We start from the raw sequence: 14049 nt of genomic DNA, 5'->3' as shown, positions 1-14049 counted from the left end.
GCCCGTGCTGCCACCGCCTCACACCAAACTACCACTAAATGACACAGTAGTATTAGGCCCTTGGCCAAGATTGTAGTCGGTGACCAGCAGGTCTGGTTGCCATCCGCTATCGTCGTCGAGGATGGCGGTCACCTCATCAGCGTCGCTGGCGTCCCTGCAGCTAAAGCCGGCTTCCTCGAGCAGATCACGGACCAACATCCGGATCAGCTCCTCATCTTCGACAATCAGTACGCGCATGAAACCCCCCACCCTTGTGAAGCCTCCCCCGAGGCTTTCATTCGGTATGCGAGAAGAATGGGCTAAACCATTGCCAAACCGTTTCACCAAAGCGTGAAAAGGCCTGGATGTCGCTTCCTTAGACCAGACTGTGTCGTTTACGCAACAAGATGCCGCGTCGGCGATCGAGGTGGCGGCGGCAAGGGCCGGTGGCGTAGTGACCAATGCGGGCTTGGCGCGGACGCTCATAAACCGTGGCGTGCCAACACCTCGGGGCGGTGCGGCCTGGACTCACACCACTTTGGCCAGGGTCGTAAAGCGGTCAGCATAGGCAAGTGGTGCGGCACCGCCCTATTTCATCTGGCTGTCCTTACTGCCCCTGCGATTAATGCCGAAAGCCACTGGTCGGCGATCCCGCGCAGACTGACAGGCAACGCAGGTCCGAACGCCAGAGATCGCAAAGCGCCTCGCTTCCGGAATCTCGTCGCCGCACTCGACGCAGTGGGTTTCGCCGGCACCGGTCGGCATTCCTGCTCGTGCCCGCAGCACGCCATCCATGACGGTGTCGTCGATCTGATCCTGAACGGCTCCATCCGGAGCCCACCCGCTCGCCATTGGCGCCTCACGCTGATGCCGGTCGTCCTTGGGTAGGAGATGGGCCTATCCCATGCCATTCCAAGCATGGCACCCAGGGTGAGGCCTGTTGCAACCGCCGCAGGCCTGTTCACCACCGATCAACGGTCGTTGGTCGGTGTTGAACAGGGCGCGGCTGATTACCGGTCCTCGGTCTGCTCCTCGGCGTCGAAGCAAACCGGGTCTGTCACGATGTACCCGGCGACTTCCAGGCATTCCTTCAGCCCCTCTCGAACGCGCTCCTCCAACACCTCATCCGAGAGCTGACGGACGTCGTCCACCTCGACGCGGACATCGTGCTTTTCACGCCAGCCCGCGCGCGCCTTCATCCAGAAGATTGCCGCCGCCGTGTTATGACCGGAGGTGGCCATGCCGAATAGGGTCTGCGCCACCTTGGTCGTAGCCTCGATGGAGCCGCGGTCCGGGTCGCGGCGGAAGTGCTTGCGGAGCGTCTTTGCGTCGATATCAAGCATCGTTGCAATATCCGCGTGCGGAACGCCATACCCGGCCATGGCGCGCACCGATCGGTGCTGTTCCTCGGTCGGCCTGAAGATCACACCTTGCATGGCTCAACCTCCTCGGCGGCGCGCGCCACCGCTATGTCCTCAAAGGACTGACCCTGAGCCTCGAGCACCGCTTGCTGACCCGTGAATGCCTGCCAGCGCAGCACGGCGACGTCGACGTAGGCGGGCGAAAGCTCAATGGCGTGGCAGGACCGCCCAGTCATCTCGGCCGCGATGATGGTGGTGCCGGACCCGCTGAATGGCTCGTAGATCGCCTGGCCCGGACTGCTGTTGTTCTCGATCGGCCGCTTCATGCACTCGACCGGCTTCTGCGTTCCGTGCGTCGTCTTGGCATCCTGGCCCGTCGTCGGGATCGACCACAGCGTCGTCTGCTTCCGATCGCCCGACCAATGGCCCGTGGCGCCGCCGCGGACGGCATACCAGCAAGGCTCGTGCTGCCAGTGGTAGTGCCCTCGGCCCATCACGAGCCGGTCCTTCGCCCAGATCACCTGGGCGCGGATCTCGAAGCCGGCGGCGTTCAGGCTTTCAGCCACGGTGCTGGAGTGCAGCGCGCCGTGCCAGACGTAGGCCACGTCGCCGGGGAACAGCGCCCAGGCTTCGGACCAGTCCGCCCGGTCGTCGTTTAGCACCTTGCCGATCCGCGCCGTCTTGCTGCCGGCCAGCGCCGCATTACGCCAGGCCGGGTCATACTCGACGCCATAGGGGGGGTCGGTGACCATCAGGTGGGGCTTCACGCCACCCAGCGCCGCGTCCACCGCCTCGACTGTCGTGGCATCGCCGCAGGCCAGCCGATGCCGCCCCAGCAGCCAGAGGTCGCCCGCACGGGCCACTGGGCTCTCCGGGACGTCGGGCACGGCATCCGGGTCGGTCAGCCCGCCAGTGGGCTCGGCGAACAACGACGCAAGCTCGTCCAGCCCGAAGCCGGTCAGCGCCAGGTCAAAGCCCTCGATCTTAAGCTCGCCCAGTTCCAGGCGCAGCAGGTCCTCGTCCCAGCCGGCGTTGAGCGCCAGCTTGTTGTCGACCAGGACGTAGGCGCGGCGCTGCGTCTCGGAGAGATGGGCGAGCTCCAGCGTCGGCACCTCCGTCATGCCCAGCTTGCGGGCGGCAAGCACCCGGCCGTGGCCGGCGATGATCCCGTGATCGCCATCCACAAGGACCGGGTTGGTGAAGCCGAACTCTCGGATCGACGCAGCGATCTGCGCGATCTGCTCGTCGGAATGGGTGCGAGCGTTGCGCGCGTAGGGGATAAGATTTTGGACCAAGGCCCTGTTGTAGGGCGGGAAACTCACGGCCTTTGCCACGCGATTGCTCACCAGCGTGCTCCCTGATTAGAAGTACCGGATGAGACTGGCGGCGCCAGCCTCCTTCTGTATCGGCCGACGAGCCGGTGCCCACCGCGGCGGGTCGACGCCGGTGCCAGCGCAGGAAGTTGCACATGTTGCTTGCGCGCGCGGGCAGATCGAGTGAAGGAGAAATAAGAGAAGATGGTGAATCGCCTTTCTCCACCCATGCGCGCAAGCAACATCTGCAACATCTGAACCTCCGAGAGCCTCGGGCGCGCCCACCGATTCAATGGCACCTGACGAATCGGCGTAGGCGCTGGGCTTTAGCGGCATGCTGGGACCGGGCTGATGCGCCGTTGCGCGAAAAGGCTCGAGCGTCCCACCATTGTGGCCAGCAACAAGTGCAACATCAGGGAGTCCTTTTGAGGAGCTCGGGGAAGCTTTCGCTAATCCGCTGCCGAGTGTGGTGACGTGACGTGCGTTCCCTTTCGGCCCGTGCGGCAAACAGGGTGTGAACCAGCGGATTCACGAGCGAGCCCGCAGGATCGCGCGCCGGGTTCGACTGAGGTTCCGGGAGTAGCCAGCCTACCGCAACAAGGCTTTCCATTACCTCCAAGCGTTCGCGCCGCGCTTCTGGCGCGCGCAGAGGTCCATACGCTTGAACCAGGTCACGCATCGCGATTCGTGGCTGACCCTTTGAGAGGATGTACCCTGCAATCCAACGCGCATGCCCAGTCTGTGCCGATGAGAACATCAGGGCTTCGGCACGAAGCAGGTGAGGTAGCAGCACGTCGCGCATCAAGGCGGCAACACGAGCGGCCGTGTCCTCGTGTAGAACCGCAATGGGCGGTCCGTCTTGGGCGTTCAAACGAGCATCCGCCGCCGCAATCATATGGAATGTCAGGCAGAGGCGGGCAAACAAGCCATTCCATTTGCCAAGCGCTGCTCGCAGCCTGTTCGTCACGTCAGGCAATGCCGCGACGGCCTCGACCATCTTGTCGACCGCATGGCGGTGCCGGTGCGCTCCACCTGCCAGAACAATGGGTGGCGTCTGTTCATCGTCGTTTGCCGTTGCGCTGCCAAACCGGCAACGGCTGGGACGAAAGGCGGCCAGCGCAGGGATCAGAGCCTCATAACGGTCGAGCGCCGCGCGCAAGGGCATGCGATCTTCACCGCGGTTCTGCGGACCGGGCACGCAGTAGATGAAGCGCTGCAGCAGGCCATCATCGGCTGCCTCCCGCGCGATGCGTTGGATTGGCTCTGGCTGAATACCGCCGAGCATGCAGGCCGACCAGCTTGGCACGGCGAAGCTCCCGCGGCCTACCCTATCCACGACGTATCTGCCGCCGTTGTAGAGCCTCAAATAGGCGCCCCGATCACCCCCGCCGCGGCCACCACCGCGATATCGGTCGAAGTTGGCAAGCCATTCGCTCATTTCATCCTGGCGCAGGAGCACACGCCCGAGCGGGGCCCGCTGCTTAGCCTCCAAGTCGTCCCGAAGTACCTCAGAAAGCGCCTCTACGGTGGTGCCTTCGACGAGGTAGCGGTTCAGGCGGGGCTGCGATGTTGCGTTTGGCTCATCACCCGCCGCCTTCGCCGCCTTCTGGTCCTGTTCATACACCCTCATGTCTTCGGCATGCTGACGCCGGGCTTCAGCGTCTAATTTATCGATTGGCCGGGTGCATGCAGTGTGTGCGGCGGAGGGAAAGTCGGCCACTGGAGCGGCGGCGTAGTGCGGCTGCGGGCGGAGTAAAACCCGGCCAGTGGGAGGCGGAAATTCGACTTCCGAAGCAGGTTTCAGTAGCGGCAGATCGAAAAGCGGAACCACGTCTGGCCCACTGTGCGGCCAAGTGTACTCGAGGCCGGTTTCTGGGTGTGTCCCGTAGGCGACGAACTGCTGGCCCTGCCCGAGCATTTCGACCTGAGCCTTTGTCTTGTCCGGCAACAGCAACTCGGGCGTTTCTGCCTTTGGCGTGGGCTTCTCCACCCTGTAGGCGAGCAGAAACTTTGGGGAGCGGCCAATGCGATAGAGAGGTGTAGGACCCAGAATGGAGTGAGCGAGATCGCGCAGCTCAGCGGCAAGGCGGACGTCAAGCACGTCAACGTCCGCAGCTCGCAGTATTCCGCATCGAATGCCTGTGTTTGTACAGAGTTCAAGGCTTCCTTCACCCCAACTGCTGATCATCCGCTCGTCGATGATCATCGACTGCCAGCCGCGAACGCCGGGACGCTTGCCGGGTGACCTGCCAGGCGCCGTTGGCCCCACAATCGGCAGCGGCTCGTACCCGTTCCGGAAAGCCTGCATCCGCAGTGCTGTTACTGAACCTTGCGAGCCCGGCTTGAATCTTTCCATCACGTTGGCAGACGGAAGGTCGAGGCGACCGCTTCGTCGATGTGGTGCTTCGCACCGCCCCAGCACCGACAGCCGCGAGGGGCACCCCCGCTAGGCAGTCTTCGCTTGCGTGGAAGGTTGGGGCTGCAGGGTGGCACGATACTCATGCCCAGAACGGTCACGCGTCTCACCACGCTGCAGGTCTCGGCGTCTACGCAATCACGGCCGCTCCAACCGAACATGCTTTGCTGGAGCGGCTCCGAGACAGGCAGCGGGCGAACCGACCACGAGCCAGGTCCGCGAAGTGAGACAGATCGGGATGCCGGATACTGAGCCATGAGCCTGGATGGCACAGGCGCGGCACCTGCACACCGACACTAAAAGCCCGCAAATGGTTCCGCGCTTTTAGGGCTTATTGTGCTGATGCGGCGCTGGCTGCGCGCTCGTAGATCTGTCGGATGCGCTTCAAAGTCGTTGACACGGCAGGAACATGCTGACCTGGATGACACTCGCGGAACAGCTTACACAGGCGCTCTGCCTCGCGCGTCCTGTTGGGGTGGCGACGACCCAAATCCGAGCGCGCTATGGCAACCATCTGCTGAAGCGGAAACCGCGGTCGTCCGTGCGGCCCTTTCGTTCGCGCGGCGCCCCAGACATCACCTCCGGCTACGCAGCGTGTTGCTGTTACTTTGTCAAAACAAGTGTGTTTTACAAATACCTCGTCCTTCAGCCAGTTGAAGGTCAGATGATGCGCCCAGTCAACTTGGAGGCGTTGCCGCTTAAGGCCGAGCATGGGTGCCACTTGCAGCCCCTCAAGCTCGATCTCTCCGCTGGCGACCCGCTGCCTAAAATCGGCTTCAAGTTGCAAGGCGGCCGCCAGCCATTTCCTGTAAGCCGGGACTGCGGGGCCGCCGCTTCCCAAGACGATGAAGCGAACGTAGGCCGCGTCTTTCTCTGTCAGAAACGGATGAAGGGCAACTCGTCGACCGCTGGCAGCAGCGAATTCAGCGTGGGCCGCCCGCAGATCGGCAACGAGCTGAGGCGTACACCACGCCAGCGCTGCCTCTCGCAGGGGCAACGCGACCTGGCCCCTGGCTGGAGGGCCCGACTTTGCGGATGAGCCCGACATGCCGACCAGATCAGCCGGACCGGCCAGCAACCGGTAAGCTAAGCGCGGCAGAGCGAGAAGCTCGACCAAGGATCGCGCCGCCACATGCAGACATGATGCTTCTCCCGCGACACCTTCATGAGGTCTGCACGATCCTCGCCGCAGGTTTGGTGCGGATGCGGCAGGTGACGGCGGAGGATTCGGCGCTCGACGCAGCCAATCCTGCCGTAGACCGAGAGAAGTTGCTACACTTCTCGCCCACCCAGAGCGTGTGTGCGAACCGGACCAACCGGAGACGCGCATGACCCGCATCAGCACCAACAACCTGCAAGTGAAGACGCCACGACGGGCCGCTACAGGCTCGCCAGCGGCCGCGGTACCCGTGGTCCCAGCTATCCCGCCCGCCGACGTGCTCGGGCGCCTGGCGGCCCTGCCGACGGCCACAACACTGGACCTGAAGCAGCAGTGGCGGGAGCTCTTCGGCACCGAGCTGCCGCCCTACAATCGGCGCTTCCTCGAGACACGCCTTGCCTACCGCGTCCAGGAACTGGTCTATGGCGGCCTGAAGTCGGAGACGGTGGCCAGGCTCACGGCGCTGGGCGAGCAGCTGGACGGCGGCAATCTGGTGGTCCGGCGCATCCGCGGCGATGATAAGCCGATGGCTGGCACCCGGCTGATCCGCGAGCACGCCGGCGTCGAGCACTGCGTCACCGTGCTGGCCAGCGGCTACGAGTACGGGGGCCGACCCTATCAGTCCCTGTCGGCGGTCGCTCGGCACATCACTGGCACCCGCTGGAACGGCTGGACCTTCTTCGGCCTCAAGACCCGTCGAGGTCTCGCATGAGACGCGCAACATCCCGGGCGCCCGAGCCGGCCCTGCCTGCCGTGGTCCGGAAACTCCGCTGCGCCGTCTACACCCGCAAGTCCAGCGAGGAGGGTCTGGACATGGCCTTCAACAGCCTCGACGCCCAGCGCGACGCGGCGGAGGCCTACATCGCCAGCCAGCGCGCCGAGGGCTGGGTGCTGGTGCGGGACCGCTATGATGACGGCGGCGTCTCCGGCGGGACCCTGGAGCGGCCTGCGCTGCGGCGCCTGCTGGCGGACATCGAGCAGGGCCTCGTGGATGTGGTGGTGGTCTACAAGATCGACCGCCTGTCGCGAGCGCTGATGGACTTCGCCAAGCTGGTGGAGGTCTTCGACGCCCACAGCGTCACCTTCGTCTCGGTGACGCAGTCCTTCAACACCACGACCAGCATGGGCCGGCTGACGCTGAACATCCTGCTCTCCTTCGCGCAGTTTGAGCGCGAGGTGATCGGCGAGCGGATCCGGGACAAGGTGGCGGCGTCGCGGGCGCGAGGGATCTGGATGGGCGGCTATGTCCCGCTGGGCTACGACGCGCGCGACCGCAAGCTGGTGGTGAACCAGGCCGAGGCGGCGTTGGTGGTGCGGGTGTTTGAGGGCTTTGCACAACTCGGCTCCGGTAAGGCGCTGATCCAGGCGCTGCGGGAGGAGGGTGTCACCACCAAGCATGGCCGGCCCTTTGGGCGGGGCGACATCTACAAGCTGCTGAACAACCGGACCTACCTCGGCGAGGCGGTGCACAAGGGGAAGTCCTACCCGGGCGAGCACGCCGCCATCGTTCCCCAGGCGCTGTGGAATGAGGCGCACGCGCTGATGGTGGAGAGCCCCAGGGCACGGGCCAATGCCAGCCGGTCGCAGACGCCAGCGCTGCTGCGGGGGTTGATATTCGGCAGCGACGGCCGGGCCATGTCGCCGACCCACACTCGCAAGTCCGGCGGGCGGCTCTACCGCTATTACGTTTGTCAGGCCGTGCTGAAGGGCTGTGCGGCGGACGGGCCGCTGATCTCGCGCCTGTCGGCCGATCAGGTCGAGGGCGCGGTGGTGGCGCAGGTGAGGGCGCTGCTGCGCCAGCCGGAGGTGGTGCTGGGGACCTGGCAGGCGGCGCGGGCCTCGGCACGGGAGCTGGCGGAGGATGAGGTGCGGCTGGCGCTGGAGCGGCTCGACCCGCTGTGGGACGAACTGTTTCCGGCGGAGCAGGCGCGGATCGTGCGGTTGCTGGTGGACCGCGTTGATGTCGGTCCCGCCGGGGCCGATGTGCGGCTGCGCCTGGATGGGCTGGCGAGCCTGGTTCGAGACCTGGCAGCGGGGCAGGGCGCTGAGGCGCAGGTGGCGGCGTGAGCAGTGCGGCGCAGATGCTGACGGTGCGGGTGCCGCTGGTCATCCACAAGCGCGGCGGGCGCAAGATGGTGCTGGCGCCGAACGGGGTGCCGTGGGCCTCGCCGCACGTTCCGCGGATCAACAGCACGCTGGTGAAGGCGGTGGCGCGAGCCTTTCGGTGGCGCCGCCTGCTGGAGAGCGGGCGCTACGGCACGATCAACGAGATGGCCGCGGCGGAGCGGATGCCGGAATCCTACATCTGCCGACTGCTGCGGCTGACGCTGCTGGCGCCCAACATTGTCGAGGCGATACTGGACGGCCGGCAGGAGGAAGGGTTGACGCTGCCGCGGCTAATGCAGCCAATCCCGGCCGTATGGGCGGATCAGCGGCGCGCTTGCGCCACCTGACGGCTGTTGCTGTTGGCCACTCAGGCACCCGAGCCCGTCTGCGTCTCAGGCCGTGGCCGCTTCTTCCGAGGAACCGAAGGTCGCAGCGGCGGCGGCATCAAGGTGCTCCTGCATGTGACGCCGCGCAGCCTCCGCATCACGGGACCGCAGAGCGGCAACCAGCCGTTCACGGAACCCTGTGCGGGCAGAGCACTGCTCGTCCGTCTCCGACTTCGCGCGAATGGTGCGCCACATCGCGTGATGTGCGCTGTCGAGCAGCCGCGGCAGGAAATCTGCAAGGGGGGCGACGCCGGCCGCCTCGGCCAATGCAATGTGCCACTCGACCGCCTCTTCCGCGAATGGCAGGCCTGCGTTGGCGGCGGCAGCAATCGCGCGGGCCTGCGCATCCAGTTCATCGATCTGCGCCGGCGTCGCGACGCGGGCGGCCTCGGCGGCAATTTCTGGCTCGATCAGGCGGCGGGCGCGAAGCTGCTCGCGAGGGCCGGGACCAGGATCACCGCGGCGGGCCCAGGGTAGAGGGGCGCCCCGGCGCGGGCGACGCAGCACAAACAGGCCGCCGCCGCTGCGGGCGATGACGATGCCGGCAGTCTCCAGCGCCACGATGGCCTCCCGCACGGCAGGGCGGCTGACGCCCAGGCTACGGGCGATTTCCCCCTCAGCTGGTAGCCGGCCACCGACGGCAATGCCGTGGTCGAGGATGTAGGCGGCGACCCGGGCGGCGATTTCCTCGTAAAGGCGGAGGCGCCGAACAGGAGCAGCGGAGGGGAAGGGGCGGAGCATGAGGAACATTGGCACGGTCAACCGCCAGTGTGAAGCATCTGGACTGCCAAGCTGTCTGACAGCATGATGACCGAAGCGGCGGGCGACACGCTGTGATGGGTGGAAGCGGAGAAGCAAGACATGCTGACGCGACGCAATCTGGCCGTCCTGGCCGCAGCTGGATTCGGTGCAGCAGGCACAGGGCCCGCCTCCGGCCAGGCTTCGACCTATCCGGCAGGACCTGTCAGGGTGGTCATACCCTTTGCCCCGGGTGCGGCGACTGACATCCTGTCCCGACTCATGGCCCAGCAATTCGCCGAGGCCTTCGGCAGCCCCTTTGTGGCGGAGAACCGCACCGGAGCCAACGGCGCCATAGCCGCCGACCTCGTCGCGCGCGGCCCGAAGGACGGCAGCCTGATTTTGATGGGCACCTTCAGCACCCATGCCACCAATCCGCACATCTACCCCCGCTTTCCTTATGACCCGATTGCCGACTTCGCTCCCGTGACCTTGGTAGCGACCGTGCCGCAGCTGCTGGCGGTGCATCCCGCGCTCGGTGTGTCCTCGGTCGCGGAACTGCGGGAAGCGGCGCTGGCGCGGCCAGGGCGGATCGTCGCGGCAACGGGCGGGCTCGGATCGTCGCAGCATCTCTCAGCCGTGCTGTTCAACCGTTCCGCAGGCGTCGAGCTCGAGATCATTCATTACACCCGCGGCTTTGCGACCGTCGTGCCGGATCTGCTGGAAAACCGCGTGAACCTGACGTTCGGCGACCCGCTTGCCCTGCTGCCGATGGTGCGCGAGGGCCGGTTGCGCGCGCTCGCCACCACCGGAGAGGACCGCAGCCCGCTCTGGCCTGACGTTCCGACCATGGCCGAACTCGGTCTGCCTGGCGCAACCTCGCTGACGTGGTACGGCCTGTTCGTTGCGGCGGGTACCGATCCGGCCATCGTGGAGCGGCTCGGCGCGGTGGCGGGCCAGGCTATCAGGAAGCCAGACGTCGCCAGACGCATTCGGGAGTTCGGTGCGATCCCGTCCGGCAATACGCCCGCCGAGTTTGCGGCTTTCCAGCGTGCCGAGTTCACGCGCTGGGGCGAGGTCATCCGCGCCGCAGGGATCCGCGTGGAATGATGGCCGCATCGGGAGTGGCGTCGCGGATCGAGCGGGTCGAGCTGCACGAGTTCACCTACGAGGCACATGGTTTCGGCCGCGACGGCCATGGGGTCCTCTGCTGCAAGCCGGGCGGCGTCGAGACGGTCGGCGCCTTCTGCCTGGTGATCGCGACGGCGGACGGCATGCGCGGCGAGTACGTGCCGATGCATAGCGGCAAGAACCCCGCCGTCGCTGCCCAGGTGGCGGCGCTGGCGCCCCGCCTGCTGGCCCAGGATGCATTTGCACGCGAAGGCATCTGGCACACGCTGCGCTGGTCGCAGCGCCACCTCGGCGCGGTGGGGCTTTCCGCCATCGACGTCTGCCTATGGGATCTGGCGGGCAAGGCCGTTGGCCAGCCCATCGCGCGGATGCTGGGCGGCTATCGCGACCGGCTGCCGGCCTATGCCAGCACCACCCATGCGGACCGCAATGGGGTTTTGTCGTCGAAGGCGGCCTTTGCGGATTTCGCGGTGAAATGCCGGGAGCTCGGCTACCGTGGCTTCAAGATACACGGCTGGGGCGAGGCCGACCCGCGTGAGGAAGCGGCCAACCTGCTGCATGTCCGCCGCGCCATAGGGCCGGATATGGCCTTGATGCTCGATCCGGCCTGCACGCTGCGGACCTTCGCGGACGCGCTATATGTCGGCGAGGCCTGCGACGAGGCGAAGTGCTTCTGGTACGAGGATCCCTTCCAGGACATGGGCACTGCGCCCACCGCGCATCGGCGCTTGCGGGAGCGCCTGCGCACGCCGCTGCTGATGACCGAGCATGTCCGCACCCTCGAGGCCAAGGTGGCCTGGGTGCAGGAAGGCGCCACGGATTTCCTGCGGGCTGACCCGGAATACGACCAGGGGATCACCGGCACGATGAAAACGGCGCATCTCGCCGAGGCTTATGGACTGGATCTCGAGATCCACGCCGCGGGACCGGCCCAGCGCCACCTGATGGCGGCGATGCGCAACTCCAATTTCTACGAGCTGTCGTTGGTTGCGCCGGGCGTGCGGAACCCGATCCCGGATATCTATGCCTGTGACTATTCAGATGAGCTTGAGGCGGTGGGATCCGATGGCTGCTTCCCCGTGCCGACGGGTCCGGGCCTGGGCGTCGAATACGATTGGGACAAGATCGGACGCAGCACGATCAACGTGCGTCGATGGTCGGCATCGGCGGTGTAGGACCTTGGTGCTTCAGGGAACGATGGACGCAGGCTGTCTGCCGCAGCAATCCTGCTGGCCAGAATAGATACGCGGGACCGACAGCGTTTTCCTGGGATGAAAGAAGCAGACCATGCGGCTTTTGCTAGCCAATCCGAACACCACGTCCGCGATTACCGATCTGATGGCGGTTGCCGCGCGTCGTGTGGCGACGCCAGGAACCGAGATCAAGGCCGTCACGGCGCAGCAGGGTGCTGCGGTGATCGGCAGCCGCATGGAGATGCTGATCGGCGACCATGCAAGCCTCGAGTTGGTGGCGCGGGAGGGCGATGGGTGTGACGCGATTATCATCGCGGCCTCCATCGACAGCGGCCTCCACGCCGTGCGGCAGATGATGTCGGTTCCTGTCATTGGCCTGACCGAGGCGGCGCTGCACGCTGCCTGCATGTGCGGTGGCCGCTTCGGCCTTGTGGTCTCCACGCCCCGCACAGGTGTGATCATGCGCGAGATGGTTGAGGGGTACGGCTTGGCCTCACGGCTTGCAGGAATACGTCATACGGGGGCGGAGCCCCAGGCGCTGATGGCAAACCCGGATGAAGCGAGACAGAGCATCCTGCGCGCGACGCGGGAGCTGGTGGAGCAGGATTTGGCCGAAGCCGTCATCCTGATCGGCGCCGTCATGGCCGGCATCCCCGAGCAGATCCGCGACGAGGTGCCGGTGCCGGTGCTGGAGGGCGTGAGCTGCGCCGTGCCGATGGCGGAGGCCCTCGTCCGAATGCAGTTGCGGAAGGCCCGCGCCGGCAGCTTCGCGATGCCGGCCGGGCGCGTGGTTACGGGGATTGCACCAGCCCTGCAGGCCCGCTTCCGCACCTGAAGGTCAGTTGGTTCGTATGCGCCCGGCGAGTGGCATCCAGCGCGCCGTTTCCGAACGCAGATGCGCTGCAGCCGCCGCGGCGGAGGGATCAGGCCAGGTGTCAACGCCGATGCGCTTTAGCCGCTCTTGGATGACCGGATCGGTCAGCACGCGTCGTGCCGTCGCCTCCAGAGATGCAAGCGTGGCGGGTGGCACATCTGCATGCGCGAAAATGATCTGCCAAGCGGTCACGTCGTAGCCGGCGACACCGACCTCTTGCAGGCTCGGCAGGTCAGGGAAAGCCTCCGAGCGGCCAGGCGAGCTGATCGCAAGGGCCCGCACCCGTCCTGTGTCAACGAGGGGTCGCAGCATGGTCGGCGTCTCAATCATCATATGCAGCCGGCCGGCGACCAGGTCCTGCACCGCGGCGGCGGAGGCGCGGTAGGGCACGATGGTGAACTCGAGGCCCAGGCTTTCCTTTAACAACTCGCCTGCCATGAAATTGGTCGTGCCCGGGGTGCCGGCGCCGTAGTTCACCTTCTCCCGCTGCGCCCGCAGCCAGGTGATGAGGCTTGGAATGTCGGTTGCCGGAACATCAGTGTGTACGGCCAGGATGAAGTTCTGCCGGGCTGCCAAGGCGATCGGTGCGAAGGCGGTGATCGGGTCATGCGGAAAGTTCGGATACAGCTCGCGCATGACCGGATGGTTGTTGGTGGCGGTCAGGAGCGTGTTGCCATCCGGGGGGCTCCGCAGCAGCGCCAGCGCCCCAAGCGTACTGCCGGCGCCAACGATGTTCTCCGGCACCACCGGTCGCCCGAGCGCGCCGGACATGCCATCGGCGAGGATGCGTCCAACTGCATCGGTCAGGCCGCCGACGCTGACGGGAAGGATCATCCGTAGCGGCCGAGCCGACTCCTGCGTGGCCGCGCCGCGCGTCAAGGCTAAGCCTGCAGTGGCGCCCAGCACGGCGCGCCTTCTGAACATCGTCATCGTCTCATCTCTCCGCAGATGGTCCTGGGTGCGTAAAGGACCGTGTGCTGGCGCGACGCGATTTCCCCTCACATTCGGTACGAGCTCGGGGCGGCAGGATCAAGCGCTTTCGCGCTTGCGCGGACCAGCCTATCCAACCTGCAGCACGCTGGACTTGCCGAACGCCTTCTCCAGCATGCTGGTCCGCGCCATGTCGCCCACACTCGCGCGGGAGGCGGCGCGGCCAGCAGTACCGCTACTATTTCAACCAGTCGGTGCTGAACGGCAGCTCCGCGGACGGTCCTGCCATCGCCCGCAGTTCGGCGGCGGAGATTGAGCGACTGTGTCGGTCGTCAAGCGCTTTGGGCGTGCCACGGCTGTTTGTCCCGGATGATGGCGTTGAGGATGGTGAGGAGCTTTCGCGCCACGGCGACAAGATCGACCATCTTGGGCTTGCCGGCGGCGAGCAGGCGGTCGCGGAAGA

14 protein-coding genes and 1 pseudogene are annotated in these 14049 nt (G+C 65.9%); 6 read left to right on the top strand and 9 right to left on the bottom strand.

All coding sequences use genetic code 11. The annotated features are described in order from the left end of the window. Positions 1-18: 18 nt before the first annotated feature. The 6 genes from ACFHPP_RS28470 to ACFHPP_RS28445 all read right to left on the bottom strand — a co-directional run bounded on the left by ACFHPP_RS28470 (position 19) and on the right by ACFHPP_RS28445 (position 6186). Positions 19-237: a response regulator gene (locus ACFHPP_RS28470; RefSeq protein WP_437166615.1), complete on the bottom strand. Its 219-nt coding sequence runs from the start codon at positions 235-237 to the stop codon at positions 19-21. 330 nt (positions 238-567) lie between these two features. Then, on the bottom strand, positions 568-831 hold the full coding sequence (locus ACFHPP_RS28465; protein ID WP_437166614.1) for a DksA/TraR family C4-type zinc finger protein: 264 nt from the start codon (positions 829-831) through the stop codon (positions 568-570). Between the two features lie 158 nt (positions 832-989). Continuing rightward, entirely contained in the window at positions 990-1415 is a 426-nt protein-coding gene (locus ACFHPP_RS28460) for a hypothetical protein (RefSeq protein WP_437166613.1), read from the bottom strand. Continuing rightward, positions 1403-2686, bottom strand: a complete 1284-nt coding sequence (locus ACFHPP_RS28455; protein WP_437166612.1) for a site-specific DNA-methyltransferase — start codon at positions 2684-2686, stop codon at positions 1403-1405. Before ACFHPP_RS28455 ends, ACFHPP_RS28460 begins: the two co-directional genes overlap by 13 nt. Before the next feature lie 379 nt (positions 2687-3065). Continuing rightward, the gene (locus ACFHPP_RS28450) at positions 3066-4961 is read right to left on the bottom strand and encodes a DUF3987 domain-containing protein (protein ID WP_437166616.1); all 1896 of its coding nucleotides are present in this window, start codon (positions 4959-4961) and stop codon (positions 3066-3068) included. Between the two features lie 439 nt (positions 4962-5400). Next, entirely contained in the window at positions 5401-6186 is a 786-nt protein-coding gene (locus ACFHPP_RS28445) for a hypothetical protein (protein ID WP_437166611.1), read from the bottom strand. Between the two features lie 211 nt (positions 6187-6397). Here ACFHPP_RS28445 and ACFHPP_RS28440 point away from each other — a divergent pair, with 211 nt between their 5' ends. From ACFHPP_RS28440 to ACFHPP_RS28430, 3 genes are read left to right on the top strand one after another with little or no spacing between them, the layout of a single operon-like run. Next, positions 6398-6940, top strand: a complete 543-nt coding sequence (locus ACFHPP_RS28440) for a DUF2924 domain-containing protein (protein ID WP_437166610.1) — start codon at positions 6398-6400, stop codon at positions 6938-6940. After that, positions 6937-8295 carry a recombinase family protein gene (locus ACFHPP_RS28435; RefSeq protein ID WP_437166609.1) on the top strand — a complete coding sequence of 453 codons (1359 nt, stop codon included), beginning with the start codon at positions 6937-6939 and terminating at the stop codon, positions 8293-8295. The genes ACFHPP_RS28440 and ACFHPP_RS28435 overlap by 4 nt, the downstream gene beginning before the upstream one ends. Next, on the top strand, positions 8292-8681 hold the full coding sequence (locus ACFHPP_RS28430; RefSeq protein ID WP_437166608.1) for a hypothetical protein: 390 nt from the start codon (positions 8292-8294) through the stop codon (positions 8679-8681). The genes ACFHPP_RS28435 and ACFHPP_RS28430 overlap by 4 nt, the downstream gene beginning before the upstream one ends. Before the next feature lie 45 nt (positions 8682-8726). Here ACFHPP_RS28430 and ACFHPP_RS28425 read toward each other — a convergent pair whose 3' ends face one another. Further along, on the bottom strand, positions 8727-9470 hold the full coding sequence (locus ACFHPP_RS28425) for a FadR/GntR family transcriptional regulator (protein WP_437166607.1): 744 nt from the start codon (positions 9468-9470) through the stop codon (positions 8727-8729). A 111-nt stretch (positions 9471-9581) separates the two neighbouring features. Here ACFHPP_RS28425 and ACFHPP_RS28420 point away from each other — a divergent pair, with 111 nt between their 5' ends. From ACFHPP_RS28420 to ACFHPP_RS28410, 3 genes are all read left to right on the top strand, one after another. Next, on the top strand, positions 9582-10568 hold the full coding sequence (locus tag ACFHPP_RS28420) for a Bug family tripartite tricarboxylate transporter substrate binding protein (RefSeq protein WP_437166606.1): 987 nt from the start codon (positions 9582-9584) through the stop codon (positions 10566-10568). Then, a complete protein-coding gene (locus tag ACFHPP_RS28415) occupies positions 10565-11764 on the top strand; it encodes an enolase C-terminal domain-like protein (protein WP_437166605.1) in 1200 nt (399 codons plus the stop codon). Before ACFHPP_RS28420 ends, ACFHPP_RS28415 begins: the two co-directional genes overlap by 4 nt. Positions 11765-11876: 112 nt before the next feature. Next, positions 11877-12617: an aspartate/glutamate racemase family protein gene (locus tag ACFHPP_RS28410; RefSeq protein WP_437166604.1), complete on the top strand. Its 741-nt coding sequence runs from the start codon at positions 11877-11879 to the stop codon at positions 12615-12617. 3 nt (positions 12618-12620) lie between these two features. Here ACFHPP_RS28410 and ACFHPP_RS28405 read toward each other — a convergent pair whose 3' ends face one another. Both ACFHPP_RS28405 and ACFHPP_RS28400 read right to left on the bottom strand, forming a co-directional pair. Next, positions 12621-13586 (bottom strand): Bug family tripartite tricarboxylate transporter substrate binding protein, encoded by a 966-nt coding sequence (locus ACFHPP_RS28405; protein ID WP_437166603.1) that lies wholly within the window; start codon positions 13584-13586, stop codon positions 12621-12623. 332 nt (positions 13587-13918) lie between these two features. Next, a pseudogene (locus tag ACFHPP_RS28400) lies at positions 13919-14049 on the bottom strand (IS110 family transposase); the annotation flags it as partial.

The sequence above is a fragment of the Falsiroseomonas sp. E2-1-a20 genome, assembly GCF_051433195.1.
Lineage (GTDB): Bacteria > Pseudomonadota > Alphaproteobacteria > Acetobacterales > Acetobacteraceae > Falsiroseomonas.
This window is presented reverse-complemented; position numbering and strand designations above follow the sequence as displayed.

Bases quoted from the DNA above. Each gene is read 5' to 3' on its own strand.
- ACFHPP_RS28470 (WP_437166615.1), bottom strand. From the start codon at position 237: ATGCGCGTACTGATTGTCGAAGATGAGGAGCTGATCCGGATGTTGGTC.
- ACFHPP_RS28465 (WP_437166614.1), bottom strand. From the start codon at position 831: ATGGCGAGCGGGTGGGCTCCGGATGGAGCCGTTCAGGATCAGATCGAC.
- ACFHPP_RS28460 (WP_437166613.1), bottom strand. From the start codon at position 1,415: ATGCAAGGTGTGATCTTCAGGCCGACCGAGGAACAGCACCGATCGGTG.
- ACFHPP_RS28450 (WP_437166616.1), bottom strand. From the start codon at position 4,961: ATGCAGGCTTTCCGGAACGGGTACGAGCCGCTGCCGATTGTGGGGCCA.
- ACFHPP_RS28440 (WP_437166610.1), top strand. From the start codon at position 6,398: ATGACCCGCATCAGCACCAACAACCTGCAAGTGAAGACGCCACGACGG.
- ACFHPP_RS28435 (WP_437166609.1), top strand. From the start codon at position 6,937: ATGAGACGCGCAACATCCCGGGCGCCCGAGCCGGCCCTGCCTGCCGTG.
- ACFHPP_RS28425 (WP_437166607.1), bottom strand. From the start codon at position 9,470: ATGTTCCTCATGCTCCGCCCCTTCCCCTCCGCTGCTCCTGTTCGGCGC.
- ACFHPP_RS28420 (WP_437166606.1), top strand. From the start codon at position 9,582: ATGCTGACGCGACGCAATCTGGCCGTCCTGGCCGCAGCTGGATTCGGT.
- ACFHPP_RS28415 (WP_437166605.1), top strand. From the start codon at position 10,565: ATGATGGCCGCATCGGGAGTGGCGTCGCGGATCGAGCGGGTCGAGCTG.
- ACFHPP_RS28410 (WP_437166604.1), top strand. From the start codon at position 11,877: ATGCGGCTTTTGCTAGCCAATCCGAACACCACGTCCGCGATTACCGAT.
- ACFHPP_RS28405 (WP_437166603.1), bottom strand. From the start codon at position 13,586: ATGACGATGTTCAGAAGGCGCGCCGTGCTGGGCGCCACTGCAGGCTTA.